General features: G+C 65.0%; 24 protein-coding genes. 11 read left to right on the forward strand and 13 right to left on the reverse strand.

The genetic code is table 11. The features are described 5' to 3' along the window. The 5 genes from IEX97_RS10475 to IEX97_RS10495 form a co-directional block, all read left to right on the forward strand. Positions 1 to 636: CheB methylesterase domain-containing protein (locus IEX97_RS10475; protein WP_188882888.1), on the forward strand; the 636-nt coding region annotated here is incomplete at its 5' end. Positions 637 to 653: 17 nt separating this feature from the next. After that, positions 654 to 1,445, forward strand: coding sequence for a CheR family methyltransferase (locus IEX97_RS10480; RefSeq protein ID WP_188882889.1), 792 nt, complete (start codon positions 654 to 656; stop codon positions 1,443 to 1,445). A gap of 31 nt (positions 1,446 to 1,476) precedes the next feature. Then, positions 1,477 to 3,606: a chemotaxis protein CheA gene (locus IEX97_RS10485; RefSeq protein WP_188882890.1), complete on the forward strand. Its 2,130-nt coding sequence runs from the start codon at positions 1,477 to 1,479 to the stop codon at positions 3,604 to 3,606. After that, positions 3,603 to 3,986, forward strand: coding sequence for a hypothetical protein (locus tag IEX97_RS10490; RefSeq protein ID WP_188882891.1), 384 nt, complete (start codon positions 3,603 to 3,605; stop codon positions 3,984 to 3,986). Before IEX97_RS10485 ends, IEX97_RS10490 begins: the two co-directional genes overlap by 4 nt. Positions 3,987 to 3,988: 2 nt before the next feature. Then, a complete protein-coding gene (locus IEX97_RS10495; RefSeq protein ID WP_188882893.1) occupies positions 3,989 to 4,435 on the forward strand; it encodes a chemotaxis protein CheW in 447 nt (148 codons plus the stop codon). A 119-nt stretch (positions 4,436 to 4,554) separates the two neighbouring features. Here the strand turns inward: IEX97_RS10495 and IEX97_RS10500 are convergent, their stop codons facing one another. The 4 genes from IEX97_RS10500 to IEX97_RS10515 form a co-directional block, all read right to left on the reverse strand. Next, complete coding sequence (locus IEX97_RS10500; RefSeq protein WP_188882895.1) at positions 4,555 to 6,387, reverse strand: methyl-accepting chemotaxis protein; 1,833 nt, start codon at positions 6,385 to 6,387, stop codon at positions 4,555 to 4,557. 186 nt (positions 6,388 to 6,573) lie between these two features. Beyond that, complete coding sequence (gene yicI, locus IEX97_RS10505; protein ID WP_188882897.1) at positions 6,574 to 8,895, reverse strand: alpha-xylosidase; 2,322 nt, start codon at positions 8,893 to 8,895, stop codon at positions 6,574 to 6,576. A 21-nt stretch (positions 8,896 to 8,916) separates the two neighbouring features. Further along, positions 8,917 to 10,209, reverse strand: coding sequence for a homocysteine synthase (locus IEX97_RS10510; protein WP_188882899.1), 1,293 nt, complete (start codon positions 10,207 to 10,209; stop codon positions 8,917 to 8,919). Between the two features lie 90 nt (positions 10,210 to 10,299). Continuing rightward, positions 10,300 to 11,958 carry an AMP-binding protein gene (locus IEX97_RS10515; RefSeq protein ID WP_229776809.1) on the reverse strand — a complete coding sequence of 553 codons (1,659 nt, stop codon included), beginning with the start codon at positions 11,956 to 11,958 and terminating at the stop codon, positions 10,300 to 10,302. A gap of 274 nt (positions 11,959 to 12,232) precedes the next feature. Here IEX97_RS10515 and IEX97_RS10520 point away from each other — a divergent pair, with 274 nt between their 5' ends. Further along, positions 12,233 to 12,784: a CcdC protein domain-containing protein gene (locus tag IEX97_RS10520; protein WP_188882903.1), complete on the forward strand. Its 552-nt coding sequence runs from the start codon at positions 12,233 to 12,235 to the stop codon at positions 12,782 to 12,784. 121 nt (positions 12,785 to 12,905) lie between these two features. Here the strand turns inward: IEX97_RS10520 and IEX97_RS10525 are convergent, their stop codons facing one another. The 7 genes from IEX97_RS10525 to IEX97_RS10555 all read right to left on the reverse strand — a co-directional run bounded on the left by IEX97_RS10525 (position 12,906) and on the right by IEX97_RS10555 (position 21,609). Continuing rightward, the gene (locus IEX97_RS10525) at positions 12,906 to 14,192 is read right to left on the reverse strand and encodes an ammonium transporter (protein ID WP_188882904.1); all 1,287 of its coding nucleotides are present in this window, start codon (positions 14,190 to 14,192) and stop codon (positions 12,906 to 12,908) included. Positions 14,193 to 14,225: 33 nt separating this feature from the next. Continuing rightward, positions 14,226 to 14,579, reverse strand: coding sequence for a P-II family nitrogen regulator (locus IEX97_RS10530; protein ID WP_188882905.1), 354 nt, complete (start codon positions 14,577 to 14,579; stop codon positions 14,226 to 14,228). 299 nt (positions 14,580 to 14,878) lie between these two features. Continuing rightward, positions 14,879 to 16,249, reverse strand: a complete 1,371-nt coding sequence (locus IEX97_RS10535; protein ID WP_188882906.1) for a methyl-accepting chemotaxis protein — start codon at positions 16,247 to 16,249, stop codon at positions 14,879 to 14,881. A gap of 63 nt (positions 16,250 to 16,312) precedes the next feature. Continuing rightward, positions 16,313 to 18,460 (reverse strand): diguanylate cyclase, encoded by a 2,148-nt coding sequence (locus IEX97_RS10540; protein ID WP_188882908.1) that lies wholly within the window; start codon positions 18,458 to 18,460, stop codon positions 16,313 to 16,315. 139 nt (positions 18,461 to 18,599) lie between these two features. Continuing rightward, complete coding sequence (gene solA / locus IEX97_RS10545) at positions 18,600 to 19,796, reverse strand: N-methyl-L-tryptophan oxidase (protein WP_229776810.1); 1,197 nt, start codon at positions 19,794 to 19,796, stop codon at positions 18,600 to 18,602. A gap of 95 nt (positions 19,797 to 19,891) precedes the next feature. Further along, positions 19,892 to 20,554 carry a methionine ABC transporter permease gene (locus IEX97_RS10550; protein ID WP_188882924.1) on the reverse strand — a complete coding sequence of 221 codons (663 nt, stop codon included), beginning with the start codon at positions 20,552 to 20,554 and terminating at the stop codon, positions 19,892 to 19,894. Beyond that, a complete protein-coding gene (locus tag IEX97_RS10555) occupies positions 20,554 to 21,609 on the reverse strand; it encodes a methionine ABC transporter ATP-binding protein (RefSeq protein ID WP_229776811.1) in 1,056 nt (351 codons plus the stop codon). The genes IEX97_RS10550 and IEX97_RS10555 overlap by 1 nt, the downstream gene beginning before the upstream one ends. A 191-nt stretch (positions 21,610 to 21,800) precedes the next feature. On the opposite strand from IEX97_RS10555, the gene IEX97_RS10560 reads away from it, so the two are divergent. Both IEX97_RS10560 and IEX97_RS10565 read left to right on the forward strand, forming a co-directional pair. After that, a complete protein-coding gene (locus IEX97_RS10560) occupies positions 21,801 to 22,694 on the forward strand; it encodes a MetQ/NlpA family ABC transporter substrate-binding protein (protein ID WP_229776812.1) in 894 nt (297 codons plus the stop codon). A gap of 238 nt (positions 22,695 to 22,932) precedes the next feature. After that, positions 22,933 to 23,142, forward strand: a complete 210-nt coding sequence (locus IEX97_RS10565) for a hypothetical protein (protein ID WP_229776813.1) — start codon at positions 22,933 to 22,935, stop codon at positions 23,140 to 23,142. Positions 23,143 to 23,273: 131 nt separating this feature from the next. On the opposite strand, the gene pdo is transcribed toward IEX97_RS10565, so the two are convergent. Continuing rightward, the gene (gene pdo / locus IEX97_RS10570; protein ID WP_188882916.1) at positions 23,274 to 23,933 is read right to left on the reverse strand and encodes a protein disulfide oxidoreductase; all 660 of its coding nucleotides are present in this window, start codon (positions 23,931 to 23,933) and stop codon (positions 23,274 to 23,276) included. A gap of 171 nt (positions 23,934 to 24,104) precedes the next feature. Between pdo and IEX97_RS10575 the strand changes: the two genes are divergently transcribed. Genes IEX97_RS10575 through IEX97_RS10585 form a run of 3 tightly spaced genes read left to right on the forward strand, consistent with a single transcriptional unit; the run spans position 24,105 to position 26,396 of the window. After that, positions 24,105 to 24,764 carry a ferric reductase-like transmembrane domain-containing protein gene (locus IEX97_RS10575; RefSeq protein WP_188882917.1) on the forward strand — a complete coding sequence of 220 codons (660 nt, stop codon included), beginning with the start codon at positions 24,105 to 24,107 and terminating at the stop codon, positions 24,762 to 24,764. Next, positions 24,757 to 25,446, forward strand: a complete 690-nt coding sequence (locus tag IEX97_RS10580) for a peptidoglycan-binding domain-containing protein (protein WP_188882919.1) — start codon at positions 24,757 to 24,759, stop codon at positions 25,444 to 25,446. Before IEX97_RS10575 ends, IEX97_RS10580 begins: the two co-directional genes overlap by 8 nt. Before the next feature lie 2 nt (positions 25,447 to 25,448). Next, the gene (locus IEX97_RS10585) at positions 25,449 to 26,396 is read left to right on the forward strand and encodes an FAD:protein FMN transferase (RefSeq protein ID WP_188882921.1); all 948 of its coding nucleotides are present in this window, start codon (positions 25,449 to 25,451) and stop codon (positions 26,394 to 26,396) included. A 24-nt stretch (positions 26,397 to 26,420) separates the two neighbouring features. Here IEX97_RS10585 and IEX97_RS10590 read toward each other — a convergent pair. Further along, positions 26,421 to 26,999: ABC transporter substrate-binding protein (locus tag IEX97_RS10590; RefSeq protein ID WP_188882922.1), on the reverse strand; the 579-nt coding region annotated here is incomplete at its 5' end.

Here is a 26,999-nt window from a genome sequence, read left to right on the forward strand (position 1 = left end):
GGGCCCGCGGCCGCCCCGTCCGCGGACGCCCACACGCACTCCGCGCCGGCCAAGGCTCCGGCCGGACGGCCCGCGCTCGTGCTCATCGGCTGTTCGACGGGCGGGCCGGCCGCGCTGCAGACCATCCTCCCCGCCCTCGGCGGGCCGCTGCCCGTCCCGGTGTTGGTGGTGCAGCACATCGCCCTCGGCTTCACACGGCACCTGGCGGAGCGGCTGCATCAGTTGTGCCGGTTCCCGGTGAAGGAAGCGGAAGACGGCGAGATCGCCCGCCCGGGGACGGTGTACATCGCCCCCTCCGGGCAGCAGGCGCTCGTGGTGCACGCGCCGGAAGGCGTGGTGATCCGCACCCGTCCGCCGCTTGCCTCCGACCCGCCGTACCGCCCGTCGGTCGACGTGGCGCTGACCGCGGCGGCGGAAGCGCTCGGCGGTCGGGTACTGGCCGTCATCCTCACCGGGATGGGCAAAGACGGGCTCGCGGGCTGCCGGGCGCTCAAAGCGCGGGGCGGACGGGTCATCGCCGAGGCACCTGAGACCTGTGTGGTGTACGGCATGCCGCGTGCGGTCCACGAAGCCGGCCTGGCGGACGAGCAGGCGCCGCTTTACGACATCCCTGCCTGCATCCTGCGCAATCTGTGACGCGAACGGGGCGAACGATGGGGACCTTCGACGAATACCTGCAGTTTGCAGACGAATTCCTGCGCTTGACCGGGATTGACCTCAGCCAATACAAGCGGCAACAGATGGAGCGGCGCTTGACCGCCCTGCGCGACCACCTGGGCTTTGCCACGTTTCGGGCGTTCGCGGCGGCGCTCGCCCGCGACGCGGGGCTGCTGCGCAAAACGTTGGCGCACATGACCATCAACGTGTCGGAGTTTTTCCGCAACCCGGACCGGTGGTGGGCGCTCATGCCGCTGCTTGCGCGCGAAGCAGGGCGCGAGTTCCGCGTCTGGAGCGCCGCGTGCGCCTCCGGCGAAGAGCCGTACACCATCGCGATGCTGTTGGAGGAACACCGTCTGGCACCCTACCACATCCTCGCCACCGACATCGACGAAGAGGTCCTCCGCCAGGCCCAGGCGGGATGTTACCACGAGCGCCAGCTGCGGGAGGTTCCGGAGGCGTATCTTCAGAAGTATTTTGTTGTGCACGACGGCACGTGGCAGGTGGCGGAGCGGCTGAAGCGCCATGTCCAATTCGTCCGCCACGACCTGCTGCGCGACCCGTATCCGGCCGGCTTTGACCTCATCGTCTGCCGGAATGTGCTCATCTACTTCACGGATGAAGGCAAGGACAGGGTGGTGCGCGGGTTCGCCCGGGCGCTGCGGCCGGGCGGGCTGTTGTTCGTCGGCAGCACGGAACAGTTCCTCTCGCCCGACCGGTACGGTTTGCAGATGGCGATCCCGTTCGTCTACCGGAAGGCGGCCGATGGGCCGCCGGCCAGGCGGTGAGATGAGGTGCGTGGTACGAGGAGGGAATGGGGTGGACCCGACATACCTGCAAGCGTTTCTCGATGAGAGCGAGGAGAACATCCAACTCCTCAACGAGGGTTGCATGGCATTGGAGTCCGGGCAACGGGATGACGGGCTGTTCTCGGCCATGTTCCGCGCCGCCCACACGCTCAAGGGCATGAGCGCCACCATGGGTTACCAGGCGATGAGCCAACTCACCCACCGCCTGGAGGACGTGTTGTCGGCATTGCGCGCCGCGCCGGACCGCACGACCCAGGCGCACATCGACGCCCTGTTCCGGGCGGTGGACGCACTCGGGCAGCTGTTGGGGCAGATCCGGGCGACCGGCGAGGAAGGCGGTGCGGACTGCGCGGACGTGGTGAAGGAACTGGGCTCCCTGCTCCAGCCCGGGGACGCCGACGCACAGACCCCGTCGGCGCCGGGCACCGGCATGGCAGGGGCAGCGAGCGACCGCCTGTGGGCGGACTGGCTGGCGGACAGCGCCATCCGCGCGGCCGTCGACCACTTCCTGCGCAGCGGCAGCAGCATCGGCCTCTTGCGCGTCACCGTCGATCCGGAGAGCCCGATGAAAGGCGCGCGCGCCGTGCTCGTCGCCCGGCAGATCGATCCGGTGGCCGACGTGATAGCCTGCTCCCCGGATGCGGAGGCGATGCAATCCGGCGCGTTCGCTTCCGATTTATACTTCTTGCTCGCCCTGCACGGCGATGAGCACGACCTGGTCCGTGCTGCCGCCAACGTGACCGAGGTGACCGATGTCCGGTTTGAGCCGCTCACCGCGCAGAGGTTGGCAGAGGCCGCCGGTCAAGACGGGGCGGCGGAAACGGCGGCCACGACAGACACGGCGACCGCGGCTGCCGCATCCGGCGCGCCGGTGCCCGGCATGAGGGGCGGCGCCGGCGATGCGCAAGGTGCCGGGAACGGGACGGGATCGCCGGCCGGGACGCCGGATGCAGGCAGAGCGCCGGGGCGCGGCGCCATTGCCGACACGACCATCCGGGTGTCGGTACAGAAGCTCGATGCCCTGATGAACGTATTGAGCGAGCTGACGGTCGACAAGACGCGGCTCGCCACGGTGGCGGCGGAACTGGGACATGCCTCCCTGCTGCAGGTCACCGAGAGCATCTCCCGCCTGCTCGGCCAGCTGCAGCAAACCGCGATGTCGCTGCGGCTCGTGCCGGTACAGGTGTTGTTCCAACGTTTTCCGCGCATGGTGCGCGACCTGGCGCGGACGCTGGGCAAGGAGATCCAGCTGGAGATGGCGGGCACCGAGACGGAGCTCGACCGCACCATCGTCGACGAGATGGGCGAGGTACTCGTCCATCTGTTGCGCAACGCGGCCGATCACGGCCTGGAGGCGCCGGACGACCGGGTGGCGGCAGGGAAGCCGGCGGCCGGGACCATCCGGCTCGCCGCCTACCAATCCGGCCAACACGTGGTGATTGAGGTGACGGACGACGGGCGCGGCATCCAGGTGGAACGCATCCGGCAACGGGCGGTGGAGCGCGGGCTCGTCTCGGCGGAGGCGGCGAGCCGCCTGCGTGAGGAACAGGTGTTCGCGTTCATGTTCGCGTCCGGCTTCAGCACGGCGGAGACGGTCTCCGACATCTCCGGCCGCGGGGTGGGTCTCGATGCGGTGAAGGCGAAGGTGGAGGCGCTCGGCGGGCGCATCGGCATCACCTCGCGGGCAGGGCATGGCACGACGTTTCGGATTGAACTGCCGCTGACGGTCGCCATCATCGACGGGCTGTTGGTGCAGGTGCACGACGACGTGTACGCCATTCCGCTCTCCAACGTGGCCGAGGTGATCCGGGCCCGCCCGGACGATCTCGACGACATCCACGGCTCGCCGGTGCTGCGCCTGCGCGGCCAGGTCGTTCCCATCATCGACGCAGGCTTGCGCTGGTACGACCGGCCGCTCCTCGGCGCGGAGGCACCGCGGTTCGTCATCTGCCGCGGCGGGCAGCGGACGGTGGCGGTGGCGGTGAGCCGCTACCTGGGCCACCAGCAGATTGTCAACAAGCCGCTGGGCGCGTACCTGCGCCGCGTGCGCCAGTTCTCCGGCGCGACCATCCTCGGCGACGGGCGCGTGGCGCTCATCGTGGATGTCGGGCCGTGGTTGTCCGGGGGGCTCGGTGCATGAGGCAGGCGCACTGGAACGAAACGACGGTGTGGGTGCGCGCGGGCGGCACGTGGTTGGGCGTGCCGGTGGCGCAGGTGGCCCACATCCGGCGCGGTGCAGCGCACGAGGCGGAACACCTGGCGGTTTGGCTCGGCATGGCCGACACAGCGGGAGAAAAGACGGCAGGGTACATCCTTGAGCTGCAGGGAGGCCATGCGGTGTTCGTGGACGATGTCGGCCAGGTGGAACACCTTGCGCACATCGTGCCCCTGCCCCGCTTCGTCGGCAGCCCGCCCGCCGGATGGTATCTGGGCGTCACCGCGACCGATCCGCCGCGGTTGCTGTTCAATCTGGAAGGCGTCGCGCGCGCGCACGCGTCAGGCGGCGCCGAGGAGGGATGAGCATGGCACAGTTCGTCACCTTCCGGGTGGCCCATCACGACTACGGCCTGCCCATCGAGCATGTCCAATCCATTGAACCTGTCCTTCCCATCACGCCGTTGCCCGGAGCCGCCCCGTTCGTGCTCGGCCTCATCCACTTGCGCGGCAGCGTGCTGCCGGTCCTCGACTTGCGCCGCTTCCTGGGCCTGCCCGCGGCCGACTGGACGGAGGAGACGCGGCTGGTGGTGGTCCAATGGGCGGACGTGCAGGCGGCGCTCGTCGTCGACAGCGTCCACGACGTGGCCGATGTCGCGGATGAGGACATTCAAGCCGCACCGGACGTGGTGGGACCGCTGCAGGCCGAGCAGGTCGCCGGCGTGACGCTGACGGACAGGGGCATGCTGGTGTTGCCCCGGCTCGAACGGCTGTTCGACCCCGAGTTGGCTGTGGTCGCGGAACACGAGGCGTAACAAAGCGGCGCCGGGTGAACCGGCGCCGCGCCGCGTCTTGATCACGCCCGCCCGCTCCCTTCTTCCATCCGGACCGGGTTGCGTCCGAACCGGTCCGCGCACCATGGCGGGACGGAACCTCAGTACTTGAACTGGCCAATCATCTCTTTCAAGCCTTCCGCCATGCGGGCGAGATCGTGGATGGCGGACGCGGTGTGCTGCAAGGACGAGGTCTGCTGTTCGATGGCGGCCGACACCTCCTCCGCGTTGGCCACCGAGTTTTCCGCCGCTTTCACCACCTCGCCCATCCGGGACGACACCGCGTGGGCTTCCGCGACCACCGATTCGATACTGGCCATCGTCTGCTGGATCTCCGCGGCCACGGCGTCCACCGCCTCCCGGATGCGATCAAACGCCGAACGCGACGTATCCACGACCACCTTGCCCTGCGACAGTCGATCCCGCACCTCGTCGGCCGTGGCCACCGCAGCCTCCACCTGGCCTTGGATGCCGCGGACGATCTGCTGGATGTCGAGCGCCGCCGACCGCGATTGATCGGCCAGCTTGCGCACCTCGAGCGCCACCACCGCAAAACCTTTGCCATGTTCGCCGGCGCGCGCCGCCTCGATGCTGGCGTTGAGCGCCAACAGGCGGCTCTGCCCCGCGATCTCGGCGATGACCTCCACAATCTTCCCGATGCGCGCCGCCTGGTCCTTGAGGCTGCCCATCTGGGCGGCCAGGCCTTCCATCACGGCGTTCACGTCCTGCATGTGGGCTTCCACCGTGTCGGCCGCGCGTTGTCCCTCCTCCACGGTGGCGCGGGTGTTCGACGCCGCCTTGGACAGCGCGACGTCCGCCGCTTGGCGCAGCCCCGACAGCTGCGTCACCATCTCCTGGATCTGCTCGGACGCCCCGTGCAGGTGCTCCGACTGGCTCTCCGCAGCGGACGCAATCTGCTGGGACGCCGAAGCGATTTCTTCCGCGCCGCTCAAGACCTGCTCACTCCAGGCGCTGATGTCGGTGGCGAGCGACTGGACTTTGTCAGCGCTTTCCGCGACCCGCTGCACGAGGCGTTGCAGGTTGTCCATCATCGCGTTGAACGCCAAGGACAACAAGCCCATCTCGTCCCGCGACTTGACGGCGAGCCGCTGCGTCAGGTCGCCGTGGCTGCCGGCGATGTCGTGCATCTGCCGCGTGATGGACTTGAGCGACCGGGTCACGCTCCGAATGAGAACGACGACGACCAGCACGCTGACCGCGACGGCGACGGCGAGCCCGAGCCAGGAAAGGATGGCGGCCCGCAGGTACACCGCGCGCGATCCGCTCTCCGCTCCCGCCGACTGCTGTTTGGCGAACGTGAGCATCTTGGTGAGGAACGTCTGCACCTGGCCGAGGTCTTTTTCCGACGCCAAGGTGATGGCCTGGTGACCGTTGCCTCCGTATGCGTTGGTGATGTTGTTCAAGTCGTTCTGGGTGTCACTGGTCAGGTTGATGATGGCGTCCGCCGCTTTCTGCCAGTCCTGTTTGTCCTGTTCGACCAGGGTGGTCTTGGACAAGGTCTGCAGGTCGTCCGCCAAGGCCAGCTCTTTGGTGCTGATGTCCGAACCAATCTCGGTCACCATTGCGTAAAAGTCGTTCGCCGACTTACTCCCCAATGCCGCCGTGGCTACCTTGAGCAAATCGCGGTTGACCTCCTGGATGTCCTGTTGCACCTGCAGCAGGGTGACCACCGGATCCATTTGGTCGTGGATCACGCTGTGCGTGTAGTTGCTGATGCGCTGCATGGCGGACAGGTTGAGCAGACCGAGCAGGATGGTGATGACGTTGATGATGACGAATCCTACGGCCAGCTTCTTCCCGATGGTGATGACCTTCAGTCCTTGGCCCAGGTTTTGCACGCGGTCTTTGACGGCTTTCACGTCGCGCCATCCGCGCACGCCCTGCAACCACTTGCCGAACGGAGACTGCTTCATCGTGCCACCCTTTCTTTTTGAAACGATATCACGATACGCGTCGTTCGACAGACTTCGCGTTTTGTGTGTTAAATCCTGCATCTTTTACACTTTGATTTCAAGACAAGAACAGCCGGGAAACACCCGGCTGCAGGGAGACATTTGCGCTTTTCTTGCGTGACCGCCTTCACCGCCGGACCGGCTCATTCACGAGCCCAAATGGATGACGAGCGCGGCGTCCGGTGCCGCGGGTGTGACGCGCACCCCGGCCTCATCCTCCGCCCAGGTGCCGTTCTCCACCGCCCGCACCTTGCGCACGCCCCGCAGCACGAACGACCACGGCTTGCCGGCCCCCGCGACTTCCACCGTCACCCGGTCGCCTTGCCGCACGGCACGGCAGGTGACCGCGAGCCGCCCGGACAGGTCGTACACCGTTGCTGTGGCGGGCGATCCGTCCGCCAGCGCGAACGCATGGAAGGCCACGCCGTCCGCATAGTCGTAATCCGGCCGGCCGTCCTCGGCGCCCATGGTCAGGATGGTGTGGGGCCGAACATACAACGGCAGGCTGAAATAGCCGTGTTGCTCCGTCCGCCAACGCCCGCCCGTGACCGTCTCGTTCGACAACAGGTGCGTCCACACCCCGTCTGGAAGGTAGAACGACACCTGGCCGTCTTCGCGGAACACCGGGGCCACCAACAGCGCGTCGCCGAGCATGTATTGGCGATCCAGCGTGTCACAGCCGGGATCGTCCATGAACTCGAGGACCATCGGCCGCAGCACCGGGATGCCCTGAGTATGCGCTTCCACCGCCTTCGCCCACAGGTACGGCATGAGGCGGTATTTGAGGCGGGTGAAGTGACGCAGGACATCCACCGCCTCCTCTTCGAACAGCCACGGTACCCGGTAGGACGAGTTGCCGTGCAAGCGGCTGTGGCTCGACAGCAGGCCGAAGGCGACCCAGCGCTTGTAGAGGTCGGGCGGTGCGCTGTCCTCAAAGCCGCCGATGTCGTGGCTCCAGAAACCAAACCCGCACAGGCTGAGCGAGAGCCCGCCGCGCAGGCTCTCGGCCATCGACTCGTACGTCGCGAAACAGTCGCCGCCCCAGTGCACCGGGAACCGCTGGCCGCCCGCGGTCGCGGAGCGCGCGAAGACGACCGCTTGCCCCTCGCCCAAGTGTTCGCGCAGGGTCTCGAACACCACCTGGTTGTACAGGTAGGTGTAGTAGTTGTGCATCCGCTCGGGGTCGGAACCGTCGTGGTAGACCACATCCGTCGGGATGCGCTCGCCGAAATCGGTTTTGAACGCGTCGACGCCCATATCGATGAGCGCCTTGAGCTTGCCGGCAAACCAGCGGCGCGCCTCGGGGTTCGTGAAATCGACGATGCCCATCCCCGGCTGCCACAGGTCCCACTGCCAGACGTCGCCGTTTGCCCGGCGCAGCAGGTATCCGCCTGCCACCGCCTCGTCGAACAGCGGCGACTTCTGGGCGATGTACGGGTTGATCCAGACGCACACCTTGAGACCCTTCTCTTTCAGTCTGCGCAGCATGCCCTCCGGATCGGGAAAGACGCGGCGATCCCACTCGAAGTTGCACCACTCGAACTCCTTCATCCAGAAGCAGTCGAAGTGGAACACCCGGAGCGGAATGCCCCGCGCCTGCATACCGTCGACAAAGTGGTTCACCGTTTGCTCGTCGTAATCGGTGGTGAACGAGGTGGTCAGCCACAACCCGAACGACCAGGCGGGCGGCAGCGCCGGTTTGCCGGTCAGGTCGGTGTAGCGGGTCAGGACATCCTTCAGGTCCTCGCCGCCGATGACGAAGTAATCGAGCGCCTCGCCCGCGACGCTGAACTGGACCCGCGAGACGACTTCCGACGCGACCTCGAACGACACCAGCTCCGGATGGTTCACAAACACGCCGTAACCGCGGTTGGTGACGTAAAACGGCACGTTCTTGTACGCCTGTTCCGTGCTGGTACCGCCGTCGCGGTTCCAGATGTCGACGGTCTGCCCGTTCTTCACGAATGCGGTGAACCGCTCGCCCAATCCGTATACGTTTTCACCGACGCCAAGACCCAGTTGCTCGCGGACGTACGTGCGGCCGTCATCCGTCCGGATGTATGCCATGCCTTTACGGCCTGTGCCGGTGAGGCGCCGTTCGCCGTAATACACGTCCATGGCAAACGGGCGCTTGCGGATGCGGACGCTCATCTTGCCGTGCAGGAGCCGCAGCTCGTCCGCGTCCTCCGCCACCTGCACCGGCATCTCCTCGATGCAAAGCGGAAACTCCGGCCGGCGCGGGACCCGACCTTTGAAGTGCACCACCTGCACGCGGACGATGTCCGGCGCCGGCGCCGAGAGCCGGATGGTGAGCACCGGCCCGTCGATGGTCGAACCGCGGCCGTAAATGGGTTTACACGGTGCATAGAGCGTCAGCGCATGGTCTTCCACACGGTAATCATACACTTCCGCGGGAAAGTGGGGATGCACCCCGGGTTGAAACAACCAGTTGCCGTCGCTGAATTTCACCAGGATGGCTCCTTTCTGCCTTCAGCGCTGGCTGGCCGCTATGGCCTGCTCCAAATCCGCGATGATATCGTCCACGTGCTCCGTGCCGACGGACAGGCGGATCATCCCTGGTGTCACGCCGGCCGCGCGTTGTTCTTCCTCGGACAGCTGTTGATGGGTCGTGCTCGCCGGATGGATGATGAGCGACTTGGAATCGCCGACGTTGGCGAGGTGCGAGAACAGCTTGACCGAGTCAATCACCTTGCGGCCTGCCTCCACGCCCCCCTTGATCTCGAAGGTGAGGATAGCTCCCTGACCTTTCGGCAGATACTTTTGCGCCAACGCGTACGACGGATGGCTCGGCAGTCCGGGATAGCTGACCCACGCCACCGCCGGGTGCTGCTCCAAGTAGCGGGCCACCGCCAGGGCGTTCTCACTGTGCCGCTGCATACGCAGGTGGAGCGTCTCCAGCCCCTGCAGGAGCAAAAAGGCGTTGAACGGCGACAACGACGCCCCGATGTCGCGCAACAGTTGCACGCGCGCCTTGACGATATATGCAGCGGCACCCACGTCGCGGGTGTAGACGATGCCGTGGTAACTCGGATCCGGCTCGGTGAGGCCAGGGAAGCGGCCGCTCCCCGCCCAGTCGAACTTCCCGCTGTCGACAATCACGCCGCCAATCGCCGTCCCGTGTCCGCCGATGAACTTGGTGGCCGAATGGACGACGATGTCGGCACCGTAATCGATGGGGCGCAGCAGATAGGGGCTCGGGAACGTGTTGTCGACGATGAACGGCAAGCCATGGGCGTGCGCGATGTCGGCGATGGCTTGGATGTCGGGCACGTCGCACTTCGGGTTGCCGATGGTCTCGGCGTAAACCGCCTTGGTCTTATCCGTGATGGCGCGGCGGAAGTTCTCCGGGTCGCTCGGGTCGACGAAGCGGACGCGGATGCCGAGCTTCGGCAACGTGATGGCGAAGAGATTGTATGTACCCCCATAAAGGCTGGTCGAGGAGACAATTTCGTCCCCCGCCCCGGCGATGTTCAGGATGGCGAACGTGATGGCGGCTTGGCCGGACGCGGTGGCCAGCGCGCCCACCCCGCCTTCGAGCGCCGCCATCCGCTGTTCGAATACGTCGGTGGTCGGGTTCATGATGCGGGTGTAGATGTTGCCCGGCTCCTTGAGCGCGAACAGGTTGGCCGCGTGCTCCGTGTCGCGGAAGCCGTACGATGTGGTCTGGTAAATCGGCACCGCACGCGCCATGGTGGCGGGATCGAGCTGTTGGCCGGCGTGCACGGCAAGGGTCTCGAGCCGCCATGAGGAAGTGTCGGACATGGTGAAAGGCCTCCTCTCTTTTTTCAAAACCGTCTGCCGCCGCAATCTTACACGCCCGCCTGCGCGGGCGTCAACGGCCTGCCATGTCCTTCATTCGGTTGGCGCGGCGGGCTGCTTCGCCCACTCGCGCAGGATGTACTTCTGGATCTTGCCGCTCGGCGTGCGCGGAAACGCCTCGACGACGCGCAACTCCTCCGGCCAGTACGGCTTGGCCACGCCCTTGGCCTCAAGGAACGCCTGCAGATCCGCGAGCGTGAGCGTGGCGCTGCCCGGCTTGAGGATCACGAACGCCACCGCCCGCTCCTGCAGGCGCTCATCCGGTTTCGCGACCAATGCCGCCGCCTGGATGGCCGGGTGTTCGTGGAGCACGTCCTCCACGTACGCCACCGGGATGTTCTCGCCGCCGCGGATGATGATGTCTTTCGTCCGGCCGGTGATCTTGATGTAGCCGACCGCGTCCATCACGGCGCGATCGCCGGTGATGAACCAGCCGTCCTCGGTGAACGAACTCCGCGTCAACGCCTCGTCCCGCCAGTAGCCGATGAACAGTTGCGCGCCACGGCACTGGAGATCCCCTTCCTCCCCCGGGTTGCAGCGGCTGCCGTCCGGCCGCACGACGCGCACCTCCATGCCCGGGAACGCGATCCCGTCGGTCGTGGTGAGTTTCTCCGGCGGATCGTCCGGCCGCGTGACGGTGACGAGCGCGTTTTCAGTCTGTCCCCAGCCGGCGAGCACCTTGCAGCCGGGGATGGCCGCGAGCGCCTGGCGGATGACCGGGCGCGGGATGGGTGCACCGTAACAACCCCAGATGCGCAACGACGACACGTCGTGCTCTGCGAGGTTGGGGGCGTGGATGAAATCGTACAGAAACGGGGTGGCGCCGTTGGTCACCGAGATCCGAAACGCGTCCACCCAGGCGACGAACTCGGCCGGGTCCCACACGTCCTGGTACACCGCGGTCGCGCCAAGCATGGTCGGCAAGCGCACACCGTAGAGGAAGCCGGTTTGGTGACCGAAGGTGGACGCCATGTGGAACACGTCCTCATGGGTCACGCCCATGCGGTCTGCCCAAGCGACGATGGGGCCGTTGAGGGTGTTGTGGGTGTGGAGAACACCCTTGGGCATACCCGTGGTGCTGGAGGTGAAGATGAGTTCGGTCGGATCGTCCGGGTGCGGCCGGTACGCATCAAGCCGCGCGCGCACCGGCAGCTCCTCCCACGCCTGCGCCATGAACGCCTCCCAGGTATCCGGTTCCTCGCGGCCGACGACGAGGAGATGCGGGATGTCCGGCAGGCGCTCCCGCATGCCGGCAATCATGTCCGGATAGGAAAAGCCACGGAAGGTGCGCGGGACAACCAACAGCTTGGGGCGGGCTTGGTTGAGCATGGATGCGAGCTCCCGCCCGCGGTAGATGGGGATGAGCGGGTTGGAGATGGCCCCGATGCGGGTCGCGGCGTAGTGCAGAATGACCCATTCGCACCAGTTGGGCAACTGGAAGGACACCACGTCGCCCGGCGCGATGCCCATCTCGAGCAGACCGCAGGCGCACCGTTCCACCAACTGCGCCAGCTGCCGGAACGTGTACGCGTGACGATGGTCCCGGATAGCCGTCTTGTCCGGGAACCGCGCCACCGCCTGCTCCAAAAAGTCGATGGCCGTCTTGTCCGGCCAATAACCGAGTTGCCGGTAACGCGCCTGATCCGCTTCCGTATGGACAAAACTTTGAGCGCGCCGAGATGGCGGCATCATGCTTGACCCCTCGCTTCGGAGATGCCATCGTTGGGATTAGGTGGGCATACCTCGCTCTCCGGTTTGGAGTTCTCCATTCCACGTATGATTCCTGCACACATGGCTGGTCCGGAGATACTTCTCCAGGTCGCGGTGATTTTCCTTGTCCCGTCATCCGTTCGCTCTGCCCGCGGATGGTCACCCGCTGTATGATATGATGGCAGAAAAGGTTGACGGCGTTTCGAGTCATACACACCTGTGTCGTCGCCGCGGGATCATCGGAGGGATCTATCGCATGAACTGGCCGCATGCTATGCCTCTGCTTCTCTTGTCCCTACTCATCATCTGGAGCTTGTACCGGCGCGTGCGGCGGACGATTGCCCCCGCCCGCCTGGTGCCGCGGCGGCTCTACCTCCGCGCTGCACTGTTCCTCGCCGTGGAAGCGCTCTCTACGGTATCCTTTGCCATGCACGTTTGGGACGACGTGTCTGCCGCCATCGGCCTCTGCGCCGGCATTGGGCTCGCCGTCTTCGCCTACCGCACCACACGGTACGAACACCGCCCGGACGGTTGGTACTACCGGACCAACGCCGCGGTCGGCGTGGTGCTCATCACCCTGTTCATCGCTCGGTTGGTCTGGCGCACCGCCTTTGTCTATGAGGAGGTGGCCTCGGCGACCGCCCACCCCGGAACCCCGTCCACGGCGAGCGATCCGCTGACGGCCGCTATCCTGTTTGTCCTATTCACGTACTATGCCGTCTACTTCCTGTTGCTTGCAGCCAAGGCCAGGACGCTCACAGCCGAGCAGGATTCAGCCCGCGGCCCGCGCGGGAGCGGAAGCACCTGACGCCTGACGGACGCCCGAACATCCGCGCTGACTGCCGGACCATATCGCGCACCCTCATCACACCCGTGACATGCCTCCGGTACGGGCTCTCGGTACGTACCCCCGGCGTACGCCCCCAGCCTCACACCGTCGGCCGGGCGTCGCCCGCCTTGACGAACAGCGCGTCCTCAGCGTCGGCACCAAACAGGATCTGCCGCCCGTCGCTGAACCGCTCCAGCTCGTTGTACGCCGGGATGCCGTGCGCGACGATGTCGAGGCCCTCCTCCTCGTCCTCCGCCGCAATGCGGATGCCGACGGTCCGCTGCAGCAGTCGGCCGAGGCCGTAGGCCGTGGCAAGGCCCCAGACGCTGACCGCCAGCGCCCCCAGCGCTTGAACGAGGAACAGCTGGATGTGACCGGTTGTGAACAAACCTTCCTTCACGTCAAACAACCCGACCGCCAGCGTGCCCCAGACCCCGTTCACGCCGTGCACCGCCACGGCGCCCACCGGATCGTCCACGCGCAGCTTGTCAATCCAGCCCGTGGCCCAGATGACCAAAGCGCCCGCCGCCAAGCCAATGAGGATGGCCGCCCAGTGTCCCACGTACGCACAGCCCGCGGTGATGCCGACCAAGCCGGCGAGCGATCCGTTGATGGCCATGCTCGGATCCGCGATGCGGAACTTGGCCATGCTGACGAGGATGGCGCTCATTCCGCCCGCCGCGGCCGCCAGGAAGGTGTTGAGGGCAATGGCGGCGAGCGACGGATTGTGCGCGTCGAGCGTGCTGCCGGCGTTAAACCCGAACCAACCGAACCAGAGGATGAACGCGCCGGCCGACGCGAGCGGGATGTTGCTCGGTGCGAACACGTTGACCGATCCGTCCGCGTTGAACCGGTTCTTGCGCGGGCCGAGGACGTACGCGAGCGCCAGCGCCATCACGCCGCCGAGGGTGTGGATGGCGGCCGACCCGGCGAAGTCCTTCATCCCGAGCTGCGCCAGCCACCCGTCGGGCCCCCAGATCCAGTGGCTGGAGATGGGATAGATGAGACCGCAGGTGACGGCGACGATGGCAATGTACGCGGAAAACCGCATCCGCTCCGCCACCGCGCCCGAGATGATGGACGCCGTCGCGATGGCGAAGCCAATCTGAAACAGGGTGAAGGCCGCCAGCGGCAACCCGCCCGGTGCCGCGATCGGCCCGCCGCCGATGAGGTGGAACGGGCCGTGGCCGAACAACAGCCGCATGCCGACGAGGTAAAACGCGAGGGCGCCGAACGTCAGGTCGACGAAGATCTTCATCGTCACGTTGACCGCGTTCCTTGTGCGCACCAAACCCGCTTCGAGGAGGCTGAACCCGCCTTCCATGAAGAGCACCAGGGCGGCCGTGAGCACCACCCAGATGGTGTTGAGCGCGATCGCGTCGTTCATGTGTCAAGCCTCCTTACTTTGCACCGAGCACCCTCATCTGGAGTTTAGCTCGTCGAGCGTCTCGTCCACCTGACCGGTCCGGATGTTGTAAGCTTCCAGGACCTCGTAGACAAAGATCTTGCCGTCCCCCATCCGCCCCGTCTGCGCCGCCTCGACGATGGCGCGGATGGCCGGCTGCAGGTACTTATCCGACACGACAATTTCCAGTTTCAGCTTCGGGTGCAGGTTGATGTCATATGTGTGCCCCCGGTAGACGCCCTGGACGTCCTTCTGTTGGCCGCGCCCTTGCGCCGGAATGACGGTGAACCCCGTCACGCCGATTTGGCGCAGCGCCCGAATGACCGCCTGCAGCTTCTCCGGGCGGATGATGGCGTCGATGCGCTTCATACCCTTCCTCCCTCATACGCCTCATTGTAACGGCTTCATACAATTTGTCTAGTGCTTGTGAAAGAAAACCTTACATAAACACCGCGAAAATCCGCATGTTATCATGGTGTACATCATGACATCGCGATCGCGCTCGCTTGGACAAAACCGTCCGGCGTCCGGCGTCGCGCCTCGGCTCTGACGACGGCGCACGGACAGCAAGCGCCACCCCCCTGTGGGGAAGGTGGCGCTGCTGGATCCCGCATGGACGATGGGGCGTGTCCTGCCCTGCTCACCCTGCCCTGCTCACCCTGCCCTGCTCACCCTGTCCCCGCGGCCACCGCGGGCGCGCCCACGTCCCGCGCGACCCGGAAGCGGTGGATGGTGGCCTCGAGGTCTGTGGCCAAGCGATGAAGGGCGGCACTGGTACTGAAGATTTCCTGGACGGCGGCAGACTGTTCGCTCGCCGTCGCGGCGACGCTGCTGAACTGGGCGGCCGACTCTTCCGCGATGGCGGCCGTCTGTGCCACGAGCGCGGAAACCGCCTGCGACCGCTCCGCCATTTCCCGCACCATGGCTGCGTGATCGATGAGGCGCGCCGCAATACCGGCGGTCGACGCGTGGATCTGCGCGAACGCGGCCTCGGCGTGCCGCGTCGCTTCCGCCCCGGAAGCCACCTCCGACGCAATCTCGTGCATCGCCGCGATGGTCCCGTCGATGGCGCTGCGCATCGATTGGATCAACTGATTGATGTCTTGGGCCGCTTGGCGGCTCTGCTCCGACAGCTTCCGCACCTCGTCCGCCACCACCGCGAACCCTTTGCCCGCCTCGCCCGCGCGCGCCGCCTCGATGGCCGCGTTGAGCGCCAGCATGTTCGTCTGCTCCGTGACCTCGCGGATGGTATCGACAATGGCGCCGACGTCCGCCGAGATGCGGTGCAGCTCCTGCGCCAGGTCGCGCGACTTCGCCACCGCCTGTTCGATCACGCCCATCTGCGTTCCGGCCGCCGCCATCACCTTGTTCCCGCGATCCGCTTGTTCCCGCGAAGCGGCCGCCGCCTCGCTCATCTCCGCGACGATGCGCGACACCTCGGCCAGGTTGCCGAGCACCGTCTCGATGCCCTGCGTCGACTCCTGGGTGTAGCGAAGCTGCACCTGCGCCCCCGCGGCGGCCCGTTCAATCGCTTGACTCACCTCTTGCGCGGCGCGGCTCGTCTCATCCGCGCTCGCCGTCAGTTCATCCGAGACGGCCGCCACCTCCTGGGCCGCCCGCTGCGCCTGCTCGATGACACCGCGGATATGGGCGGTCATCTCATTCAGGTCGTGCACCAGGTCGCGGATCTCGTCCCGGCTGCGCACATGCAGGGGCTCGCCGGTCAAATCCCCTTGCGCGACGCGGCGCACCGCCGCGAGGATGGCGTCGAAGCCGCGGAGCGCCGCCCGCACGTAGATGAGCGCAATCACCCCGAGCGCGGCGGCGATGACACCGCCGACGCCCGCGAACAGGTTCACCCAGCGCATCAGCCACACCAACTGCTGCGGACGGTCCGCCATGCCGCTCAGCTCGCGGTACATGACGGTGGTGGTGATGAAGACGAACGAGGCCGAGCTGATGATGATGAACACCAACAGACCCACGTACAACGTCAACTTGGCGACAAACCCGAACCGCTTGCGCCCTGGTTTGTCCATGCCCACACCCCCTCATCGGTTCTCGTATGGCAAACGGCCATGCGTGCCACGCCCGCGCAGTCCTCATGCGGACGATGTCATCTGTTGCTGCTGCGCGGCCACGAACGGACGTTGCTCCCAATGCTGCAGCAACAAATCGACCAGGTGCGGATCGAACTGGCGCCCGCGCTGCTCGGCGAAGTATGCGTACACCTCTTCGCTCGACCACGCGTCTTTGTACGGGCGCTTGCTGAGGAGCGCGTCGAGCACGTCCGCGATGGCCGTGATCCGCCCCGCGATGGGGATGTCGGTCCCGGACAGGCGGCGCGGATACCCGGTGCCGTCCCACCGCTCGTGGTGGGTCCACGCGATATCGACCGCGTACGCGAACAGCCGTTCCGCCGGCCGGGAGCACGCCTGCATCCACTCTGCAAAGACGTCGAGCAACATGACGCGCCCGCTCTCCGCATGGTTTTGAATGTACGCGTACTCAGACGGCGTGAGCGCAGCAGGCTTGAGCAGGATCTCGCGCGCGACCGCCGCCTTCCCGATGTCGTGCGCGACGCTCGCAAACGCAATCAGGTCCACCTCCGAGGCAGGCAGCAGCCCGCGTTCCGCAGCCAACTCCGCCAACCAACGCACATACGCCTGCACGCGCCGGACGTGCTCCGGCAGGCCGGGGATGCCCCACTCCGCGATGTGCGCGAGCGCGGCCAGGAAGGCGGCGTTGACCGCGAGTTGCGGCTCTTCGCGCGCCGCCGCGGCCACCTCGTGCGCATGCAACAGCGCGGGATCCACCGGCAGGACGACGCTGCAGTACCCGATGACGCGGCCGCCGACCTCCATGGCGCTGATGTGTTCCCAAGCCGTCCACCGGGTCCCGTCGGCGCGGCGGTTTTCAAACATTCCCTGCCACGACCCGTAGCGCGCCAGATGCGTCCGGAGCTGGCTGTACAATTCCGCGTTGTCGGTCGCGTTGGCCGCCAACACCTTGGGCTTTTGCCCGATGAGCTCGCTGCGCGCGTACCCGGTCATGCGCTCGAACGCCGGGTTCACGTCGAGAATGGTGTGGTCGGCGGCGGTGACGACGAAGCCCACCGGGCTGTTGCGCATCACCGTCCGCAGCGCCTGGACAGCCCAGTTCACATGCTGCCCCGTCTCGACGTACTCGCCGCCGTACGCCGGCACCACGTCCACCGGCCGCCACAACGAGACGTCGTTTTTCGTGGACTGTTTGACCCGCAGCAGCGCCTGGTCGGCGTGCTGCAGGAGCGTGAGCTCGAGCGGACCGGCCGCGACGCCGACGCTGGCGCCAAGCGTGAGCTTTTCCGGCAAGCCGTGCACATACACCGGTTCCCCGGTCAGCCGCGCGTGGATGCGGCGGGCGATTTCCTCCGGATGGGCGGGCACCTCCGGCGTCAGGACGAGCACCAGAAACTCATCGCCTCCCCAGCGCACCACCGCGTCCTCCGAGCGGACACACTCACCCAGCCGGCGGGCCGTCTCCTGCAGGAGCATGTCCCCGACATCGTGGCCGAACGTATCGTTGACAAACTTAAAGTCATCCAAATCCACCATCACGGCGGTCACCGGCCGCCCGGCGTGCTGGCGGATCCACGTCTGCGCACCGCGCCGGTTGAGGACGCCGGTGAGCTGGTCCAAGCCGCCCTCCCGCATCACCTGTTCGCGGCGGATGCGTTCGTAGCCGTACATCACGAACAGCAAGGCTGCGACCGCACCCGTCACGATCTCGCTCCACGCCATGGCGCCCGCTGTTCCGAGCAGCGCCGCCACAGCCACTTCGCAGCCGGGCGCAACCAGGATCAGGACGGCGGGTGCGCGTACCAGTCCCAACCCCGCGACGGCCGCCGTCATCGCAAGCAACAACACCTTGCTGGCAAGAGGGTTCGGCCATTGAAACACCGGGAGAAACTCCGCCATCCCCTGCAGGATGACCAGAATACCCACCTGCCAGCGCAGGCCGCGCCGATTCCTCGGCGGATGATGGATGTACAAGAGCAGCGCCGCCGCCACGGGCAACAACAAGATGCTGATGCCGTCGATGTAGAGCTTCCACCCGCACAGGACGGCGAACACCCACACCATGTCCGCCGTCTCCCACAGCCAGGCGGGCAGGCGGTGCAATCTTTCCGTGGAACGCAGGCGGGCCAGTGCCTCGAGAAAACCGATGGTCCCGGCTGCCACCCAGCTGGCGTGGATGATGTCAGCCAACCACACGCTCCCATACCCTCGCTTTCCTTTGTGCCATATGTCCATGATGCCATAATTCGACACCGGATGACAGCCAGTTTTGAACTAGATCACTAGTTCGAATGAGGGATGGAGAGCGCAGGGCCGGCCATCGCGTGCCTCATGGACCCGCCGGACGCGCAAAACGGTCTGCTCGAAACAGCGTAAGATCTACCGGCGGCGACTCCTCGAGGCACAGACAGGCCAAAGCCTCACCCATCGCGATGGCGAACTTGAATCCATGCCCGGAAAAGCCAGCCGCGACGAACACATGGGGATGTTCAGGGTGGCGGTCGACGATGAAGTGCGTATCCGGGGTCATGGTATACAGGCACACGGAACCCGCACGTAACGGGCCGGCCGCCCCCGGCAGCCGCGCACGGAGAAAGGCCCGGATGTCGGCCTCGTCTGCGGGGTCGTGGTGAAAGTCCCGGTTGACCGCATCCGGGTCACAAGGTTGGCCGCCGTCGTGCCGGGCGGCTTTTACCCCGCCTCCATAGTCGGGAAAGCCATAATAGGTCCCTTCCGGCAGGTCCGCGTAAAAGGCAGGCAGATTCCCCGCTTGGTAGCGGGCGTCCGCTGCAAACCAGGCGACCGTCTTGCGCAGCGGTTGCAGCGGCAACTGCCACTCCGGAAACCACGTGTGCAACACCTTGCCCGCACCAGCGCCGAGCGCCAGGACCAGACGATCGGCCGCAAACCGCTCGCCTGACCAAACCACCTCCACACTGGCGGGGCGCACGACAAGCGATTCCAGTTGCCCGCCAAACCATGTCGCCGCGCCTTGGCGCACGCTGGCGTGCCGGAGCACCTCCAGACACCGTTCGCTAAAGAGCACGCCACCCAGCGGGTCAAAGTGAATCGTATCGGTCTCCCGCAAACACAGGCCAGGCCAACGCCGCTGGGCCTCGGCCGTCGACAACCACTCCGCCGGAATAGCGTGCACCATCGAAGCCGCCTCCAACTCTGCACGCATGGCCGATCCGGCGCCGAGAATGCCTACGACGCCAGCCGGATGAAACAACACCTCACCCGGAGCGAGAAGGCCTTCTTGACGCGCACTGTCCTCCAACTCCTGCCACATGGTCCGCGCGCGCAGCGCCAAGGGCACGTAAGTCGCCCCTTCGCCATAGGCGACGCGCAGTTGGCGGGTTTCCCCATGGTGGCTGCCCCAGGTATGGGGTGGCTGATGGCGATCCAGCAGCAACACCCGTTGGCCGCGATGGGTGAGAAAGTAGGCGGCCGCCAGGCCCATGCTGCCCGCGCCAACGATGATGACATCGTACGACTGAGCCCAAGCGCTGGTCTGTTCACGCACCGCGTTCCTCCCCTTCCTCAGCTGTACCTGCATGAACCCCGCGCCGCCAGGTCAATGGGAAGCGAGGTCACGATCGAACGGTCCAAGTGCCTAGCTCAACGGCTTCGGCGAGCAAAGTAGAGCGCGGCTCGGTCCCCAAGCCACTGCAATACCTGCACCAAGACCACCATCACAGCCGTGGTGATGAGCATGACATTGGTCTCGAACCGCTCATAGCCGTAGCGCACAGCGAGATCGCCCAAGCCGCCGCCGCCGATGACACCCGACATGGCAGAATAGCTGATAAGCGTGACCGCCGTGATGGTAGCCCCGGCAATCAGCCCAGGCCGCGACTCGGGCAATAAGACGCGGAAGATGACTTGCCATACCGAGGCGCCCATAGCCTGCGCGGCTTCAATCACGCCCGGGTCCACCTCGCGGAACGAGGTCTCGGCAATCCGCGCGTAAAAGGGTGCCGCGCCCACAACCAGCGGGACAATGGCGGCGTTTACCCCGATGGACGTGCCGACCAACCACTCGGTCAGCGGAATGATGGCAATGAGTAAGATGATAAACGGCACCGAGCGCACGATGTTGACTACTACCGATGCCGCTTGATATACCCAACGGTTTTCCAGCAGGCTCCCGGGAGCGCACAGGTACAAAACCACACCCAGCGGCAACCCGAGGATCACCGCCAGCAGCGTCGATACGCCGACCATATACAAGGTCTCCAGCGTGGCTTGTCCAATCTCAGACCAGATGACACCTGCAAACATCACTTCATCCCCGCCTCATCCGCAGCCAGCATGCGCTCGGCCTTATTCAACCAGCGCACGGCTGCGCCGTGGGCTTCCAAGCGGCGAACAGCTGCCTGCACCTGCTTTGCATCCCCGTACCATGCCACCACCATGCGAGCAAATGGGGTATCCTGGATGGCGTCCACCGTCCCGCGCAGGATGGAACACGTCACGCCCGCTTCACGCGCGGCTTGAAAGAGCAGTGGCGATTGCGCCGCCTCACCCGCCATGGCCAGCTCGCACACCAGCGTTCCTTCACGAAACACTTGTTCCGGCAGGTCGGCCCCTACCCCTTCCGCGTTCGTCCAGCCGAGCAGCCGCCGCGTCACTTCCGCCTGCGGCCGGAGAAACACGTCAACCACACGTCCCACCTCCACCATGCGGCCCTGGTCCATGACCGCGACACGATGGCACACGCGTTGGACGACAGAGATCTCGTGCGTCACCATCACCACCGTCACGCCGAACTGGCGGTGAATCTCCCGCAACAGGTCGAGGATGGATTGGGTGGTCTCCGGGTCCAGCGCCGAGGTGGCCTCGTCGCATAACAATACCTTCGGAAAATTGGCCAGCGCTCGGGCAATGGCCACCCGCTGTTTCTGCCCGCCTGAGAGCTGGCTCGGGTAATGGCGCTCATATCCAGTCAACCCGACCAACTCGAGCAACTCTGCCACACGGCGTTCAGCTTCGGCAACCGGTGTCTTGGCCAGCCGCAACGGGAACAGGATGTTGTCACGCACCGTCGCGGAATTGAGTAAGTGGAAGTGCTGAAAAATCATCCCTATCTTCTTGCGCTGCTTCTGCAGTTCGCGCTTGCGGAGCGACAAAAGGTCGACGCCGTCCACCCAGACCTGCCCGGATTGCGGTCGCTCCAGCAGGTTGATGCAACGCAGCAGCGTGCTCTTGCCAGCCCCCGAGTAGCCGATGATACCAAACACTTCACCCGCATGCACCTCGAGGCTGACGTCACGGAGCGCGGGAATGAGACGATGGCCCGTGCGATAGGTCAGCGTAACATTCTGCAACGAGATCACGAACATCTCTCCTTTGCTGCGCTGTTCGTAGTCTATATCTAACGACATCTGCCCAACAAGCGCAGAGAAGTGAACAACCATGGACGCGATCCACTCTTCACAAGTCCTTGACAATGACCCGGGTTATTTCATAGTATACCGATATGTAATAGAAAAATATATCAACACCAGTGGGAGTGGAGGGAATTCAGATGAAATGGCGAATGATGGCCAAGTTTAGCCTGGCCGGGCTTCTCGGAGCAGCGATCCTCAGTGGAGCTGCCAATCTTGCAGCCCCGGCAGCACAGGCGGCCAAGCATGCGAAGCACAAGCAAACGGTGGTCCTCAAGGTCGGTGCAGTGCCGACGCCGCATGCCGAGATTTTGAACTTCATCAAACCGGAGTTGGCGAAGGAAGGCATCAACCTGCAAGTGGTCGTCTTCAATGACTACATTCAGCCCAACCGCGCGCTCGCGTCTGGCCAGCTGGACGCGAACTACTTCCAACACGTGCCTTACTTAGAGGATTACAACAAGAAGAACGGGACGCACCTGGTGCCGACGGTCAGCGTCCACTTTGAGCCACTCGGGCTGTATCCCGGCAAGAGCAAGAGCCTCAAAGACATCCCGGATGGGGCCACCATCGCGGTGCCGAACGATACCACCAATGAGGCGCGCGCCCTGCTCCTCCTGCAGAGCATCGGTCTTATCCGGCTCAAGCAGCCTGCGAATTTGCAGGAGACAGTGCACGACATCGTGTCCAACCCGCACCACATCAAGATAGAAGAGATTGATGCGGCAGCCATTCCGCGCGTGAAGCGTGACGTGAACTTCGCCGTCATCAATGGCAACTACGCTATCCAGGCCGGTTACCACATCCAGGACGCGTTGGCGGCCGAGAAGGCGAACTCGCTGGCCGCACGGACGTTCGCCAACGTGATTGTGGTACGCCAAGGCGACCAGAACAAGCCGGCCATCGTGGCGCTGGACAAGGCCATCACCTCGCCAGCCGTCCGGAAATTCATTGAGTCGCACTACCATGGATCGGTGGTGCCCATCTTCCTGCGCTACGACCCAAACGGCAAGATTGTGGGGGAAATTCATTAAGCGCTGCACTCGACTCGCTGCAACCGTCCCGCAAGAATGGCGCTGGATTCCAGAAGATACAAAAACCCCAAAAACGCAAACCTGTACCGCGTGCCTTCTTGGCACGCGGTTTTTGCTTCCTTTCCTCTGGCAGCGTCACGTTCACACCGGACCGTCTCCATCCCGACACCTGTCCGTGTTCAACGGCCCCTGCCGTGCATTGGATGAAGCGAGAATGAAAGCGAGGAGGTTGAATCCCATGAAGCCTTGCGATCCGATTGTCTGCCCGCCGGTGTACGTGTACCACGACTGCTTCGTGCCCCGCGAAGTGCCTGTGGTCCAACCGGTCATCCACGTGCGGCGAAACATCATCGTCAATGTGCCGAAGTACACCGTGCAGCCGTCCCAGCAGCAGGTGACCATCGATCCCGGTTGTCCGGGTTGCGGTTGCGGGCATCCCCGGGGGTAAGCAGGTCCGAAGCCGGCCGGCACGGGACGAATCCGTCCTGCGCAACGACAAAAACGGCCCCAGTCAGCGAGGCGCGCGATGCACCCCGCCGGCCGGGGCCTGAGCTTGGCCTGAGGAGACAGCAAAGTGTGTCATGCCTGCGCGGCTGTCTGCGTCGCCATCACTTGTTCCAACAAGACCGCTTCCGGCACGGCCCCTTCCAACGCGAACGCTTCGGAGTCGTTGATCACCGTCTTCGGCACCCCGTAGACGTTGAAGCGGGTGGCCCAGTCCGGAAACTCGGTGGCCTCAATCATGCTGCCGGTGACCAGAGGTGACTCGAACGCAAACTGGTGCGCCAACCGCACCGCCGCCGGGCAATACGGGCAGGTGGGTGTGACGAACACCTTGAGATCGACCGGCTGTTTCAACTCCGCCAAGCGGGCTTTCGTGGCGGCCGACAATCCGGATTCTCCGTTGGCCATCATCCGAATGTCCTCCAGGAACGTCGCGAACTCGTAGCCCGACGGCGCACCGTAGAAGCGCACGCCGTAATCGGTATAAGATTTGTCGGTCAACACGATGGTCGGCGCCTTGTCGACCGCATACTTTTGCGCTTCCGCTTCGTCGATGTACAAATTGTGCACTTCCAGCGTCAGTTTATCCGACAATTCCACCAGACGTTCCAGCAAGCGGCGGATCTCCGGGCAGGTCGGACAACCGAGCGACGCTTCAAAGAACTTGATCACCACGTCCTGCTGTAAATCCGCCAAACGTTCGCGAATCGCGGCTTGATCGCGCGGTGAGAACATCGTGTATCCCTCCTTGGGCTTGCGTGTCGTAACAGGTGAGCCTCAAAACGCTTCTGCTCTACATATACCCCAATGGGTATATGGTGTCAATGCCCGTGCGCCCATGGCGGCGTTTTCGATGTTTTTTTGATCTTACCATGGTACGCTCCTCTTGCACACGGAGGGATGGGCATGGACATCCTGCGCGAAGAACAGCGTACGCCGGCATGGGTCACCTGGACGGTGCTCGCTGGCTTTTTGGCCATCCTCTACACGGTCAACCGTATGACAGGCGATCCCGCCACTATCAACGCGCGTTTCTGGCTGCTCGAACGCGCATCCGGCTTCGTCGCATATGAGCTGCTCAGCCTGACGGCCATCCTCGGCGTATCGATGACGAGCCGCATCTGGGACCGTTGGCGGCTGCGCAAGCTGGTCAATGACGTGCACCAGTATGCATCCCTGCTGGTCTGGCCTTTCCTTATGCTCCACCTGTGGGGGCTGTACAACGACAAGAGCGTACCATTTTCGGCGCGCGCGTTGTTCGTGCCGTTCCAATCGTCTTACCGGCCGCTGCCCGTGGCCATCGGCGTGATTTGCCTGTACCTCATCTTCGTGATTTCCCTGACTTCCTATGCACGGCCCTGGCTGGGTGCGAAATTGTGGCACGCCATCCATTATATCTCATTCCCATTATTCCTTGGTGTCTCATTACATGGATTTTTCTCCGGCACCGACAGCCTGCACCTGTGGGCACGCACGATGTACGCCGTCCCGTTGACCATATTTCTCGTAATCAGCCTGTACCGGCTCCTTGCCGCAAGGGAAAGGAGGGCCATCCAGCATGGCTGAAAAGGCTGAGACACAGCGTGCCGAACACAAACTGCGACGTGAACAACGCCGCAGACGCGCTCTGTCACTGATTTCATGGAGCCTGACATTGTCATCGGTGGGCGGTTTGTTCGGGATCTACCATATGTTATCCCTCGCCACGGCGGCCAAAGCGGACGGTCTGCTGCGGCCGGCGGCGGATCGCCAAGGCGAGACACGCATCACACACCCAGCCGTCATGCGTACGACGGAACCATCGGCCGAAGCGAACCAGCGTGCAAAACCGCAGACCCCCGACACCAATCCGGCTCTGCTGCAACCGGGCAGCTACGGTCCCGCGGTATTGCAATTGCAGGAGGAGCTGGCGGCGCTCGGTTTGTTCCGGTACGGCAGCTTCACAGCGTTTTATGGTCCGGTGACCGAGCGGGCGGTGCGGCGATTCCAAGCCTTAACAGGCTTACCCGTGACCGGCATCGCCGATTCCGTCACACGCAAGCTCATTGCCGAAGCCGTGCACATGAGCGGTACCCAAGTCCCTCCCGCCGCGCCGCCGGCCGTAGGGAATGAAGCCACACCTGCTTCCGGGGCAGCGCCGGCGAACAAGGACAACAACACCACCCCTTCGCCGGGTACATCTTCCGCCTCTGCTCCGTCCTGGGGACCTCCGGCGGGCGCACCTGACATCATCACGCGGGGGTCGTGAACGTGCGCTGGACGTGGCAAGCGCTCGGTACCACCGTAGAGTTGGTCACCCAGGAGGAGACGGCAGACGCCGGCGAGGTGTTCACGGCGGTCGGGCGTAAACTGGCCGACTACGAACGGCTGCTGTCGCGATTCATTCCGGACAGCGACGTCTCGCGCCTCAACGCACACGCAGGCGCGTGGACGCCGGTTGCCCCCGCCACCATGGAGGTTTTGCTGCTGGCCGAGTCGGCTTACCAGGCCACGTGCGGACTGTTTGACCCGTGCCTTGGCGCGGTGTTGGAACAGCTCGGCTACGATCGCGACTTCGCCACGCTGCACACTGCCCCGGCCGGTGCTCCGTACAGAGCCCCATGCGAAGATGCGCATACCCTGAAGCCCCCGCGGCCGGTTGCGCCCTCCTCCTGCCATCCCCTGTCCATCCGGCCCGAGGCAGGCTGTGCCCGCATGGAACCAGGCTACAAACTGGACCTGGGCGGCATTGCGAAAGGATGGATTGTCGAGCGGATTGCAGAAGACCTCGAGGATGCAGGGTTTCGCGCGTTCGTCGTCAGCGCGGGCGGCGACATGGTGTGTCGCGGCGGGCCGTGGCACGTCGGCGTGGAGCATCCGTTTGTCCCCGGGTCGTGCATCGCGTCGTGGACCGCCGCGGACGTGGCGGTGGCCACCAGCGGGACCTACCGCCGCAGATGGCGGGCCGGAGGGCGCCCGGTGCACCACCTCATCGATCCGCGCACAGGCCAGCCCAGCAGCACGGACGTGATCGCGTGCACCGTCGTGCATCCCTCCCTCGTCCAGGCCGAGGTTCTGGCCAAGGCGGCCGTCCTCCTCGGTTCCAACGCGGCACCGGCATGGCTGGCTGCCCCCGCGGCGCCCGGATGGGAGCCGGCCATTGGATGGTTCATCGTCCGGCAGGACGGCACGACCATCGCGTCGCGGACTCCCGCGTGAGGCGGGTGATGCTTTTCGACAAATTTAGCCAAGCGAAGCCACCCGCGCGATGTGCGCGTGCAGCTCGCGCAGGCTGTCGAGCAGGCCGAGCCCGCACTGGAGAATGGGCGCCTCCACCTCGTGCACCTCACCGGTTTGCACCGCCGGAATTGCGCCCGCCCCGGGGCGCGCCAAGACCTCACTGCACCGGAACGGTTTCCCGCACCACGACGCGAGGATGAGCTCCGGCTGACGCGCCACCACCTCGGCCCACTCGACCCGGCGGTCCAAGGCAGCCCGGCCAGCGACGGCGCGATCGCGGAACACGTCCATGCCGCCCGCCCGCTCGATGAGGTCGCTCACCCAACCGGTGCCGCAGATGAGCGGATCCATCCACTCCTCGAAATAAACCCGCGGACGGCGCGGCAGACGGGCCGCCGCATGCGCCATTTCCGCCAGCGCCTGCTCCAGCCGACGGCACAACGCCTCTGCGCCATCCGGCGCCCCCACCAGCTGCCCCAGAAGCCGGATATGGCCGAACAAGTCGTCGAGGCACAGATTCCGCGCCTGATCTTCGGGCAGGGGACGAATTTCGACAGGAATCCAACCTGTGCACAGCGAAAT

The organism is Paenalicyclobacillus cellulosilyticus (genome assembly GCF_014647315.1).
Taxonomy (GTDB): Bacteria; Bacillota; Bacilli; order Alicyclobacillales; family Alicyclobacillaceae; genus Alicyclobacillus_J; species Alicyclobacillus_J cellulosilyticus.

What these genes read in the sequence shown, in the direction of transcription:
- IEX97_RS10480 (WP_188882889.1), top strand. Translation starts at nt 654, where the DNA reads ATGGGGACCTTCGACGAATACCTGCAGTTTGCAGACGAATTCCTGCGC.
- IEX97_RS10490 (WP_188882891.1), top strand. Translation starts at nt 3,603, where the DNA reads ATGAGGCAGGCGCACTGGAACGAAACGACGGTGTGGGTGCGCGCGGGC.
- IEX97_RS10495 (WP_188882893.1), top strand. Translation starts at nt 3,989, where the DNA reads ATGGCACAGTTCGTCACCTTCCGGGTGGCCCATCACGACTACGGCCTG.
- IEX97_RS10500 (WP_188882895.1), bottom strand. Translation starts at nt 6,387, where the DNA reads ATGAAGCAGTCTCCGTTCGGCAAGTGGTTGCAGGGCGTGCGCGGATGG.
- IEX97_RS10510 (WP_188882899.1), bottom strand. Translation starts at nt 10,209, where the DNA reads ATGTCCGACACTTCCTCATGGCGGCTCGAGACCCTTGCCGTGCACGCC.
- IEX97_RS10515 (WP_229776809.1), bottom strand. Translation starts at nt 11,958, where the DNA reads ATGATGCCGCCATCTCGGCGCGCTCAAAGTTTTGTCCATACGGAAGCG.
- IEX97_RS10520 (WP_188882903.1), top strand. Translation starts at nt 12,233, where the DNA reads ATGAACTGGCCGCATGCTATGCCTCTGCTTCTCTTGTCCCTACTCATC.
- IEX97_RS10525 (WP_188882904.1), bottom strand. Translation starts at nt 14,192, where the DNA reads ATGAACGACGCGATCGCGCTCAACACCATCTGGGTGGTGCTCACGGCC.
- IEX97_RS10530 (WP_188882905.1), bottom strand. Translation starts at nt 14,579, where the DNA reads ATGAAGCGCATCGACGCCATCATCCGCCCGGAGAAGCTGCAGGCGGTC.
- IEX97_RS10535 (WP_188882906.1), bottom strand. Translation starts at nt 16,249, where the DNA reads ATGGACAAACCAGGGCGCAAGCGGTTCGGGTTTGTCGCCAAGTTGACG.
- IEX97_RS10550 (WP_188882924.1), bottom strand. Translation starts at nt 20,554, where the DNA reads ATGTTTGCAGGTGTCATCTGGTCTGAGATTGGACAAGCCACGCTGGAG.
- IEX97_RS10560 (WP_229776812.1), top strand. Translation starts at nt 21,801, where the DNA reads ATGAAATGGCGAATGATGGCCAAGTTTAGCCTGGCCGGGCTTCTCGGA.
- IEX97_RS10565 (WP_229776813.1), top strand. Translation starts at nt 22,933, where the DNA reads ATGAAGCCTTGCGATCCGATTGTCTGCCCGCCGGTGTACGTGTACCAC.
- pdo (WP_188882916.1), bottom strand. Translation starts at nt 23,933, where the DNA reads ATGTTCTCACCGCGCGATCAAGCCGCGATTCGCGAACGTTTGGCGGAT.
- IEX97_RS10575 (WP_188882917.1), top strand. Translation starts at nt 24,105, where the DNA reads ATGGACATCCTGCGCGAAGAACAGCGTACGCCGGCATGGGTCACCTGG.
- IEX97_RS10580 (WP_188882919.1), top strand. Translation starts at nt 24,757, where the DNA reads ATGGCTGAAAAGGCTGAGACACAGCGTGCCGAACACAAACTGCGACGT.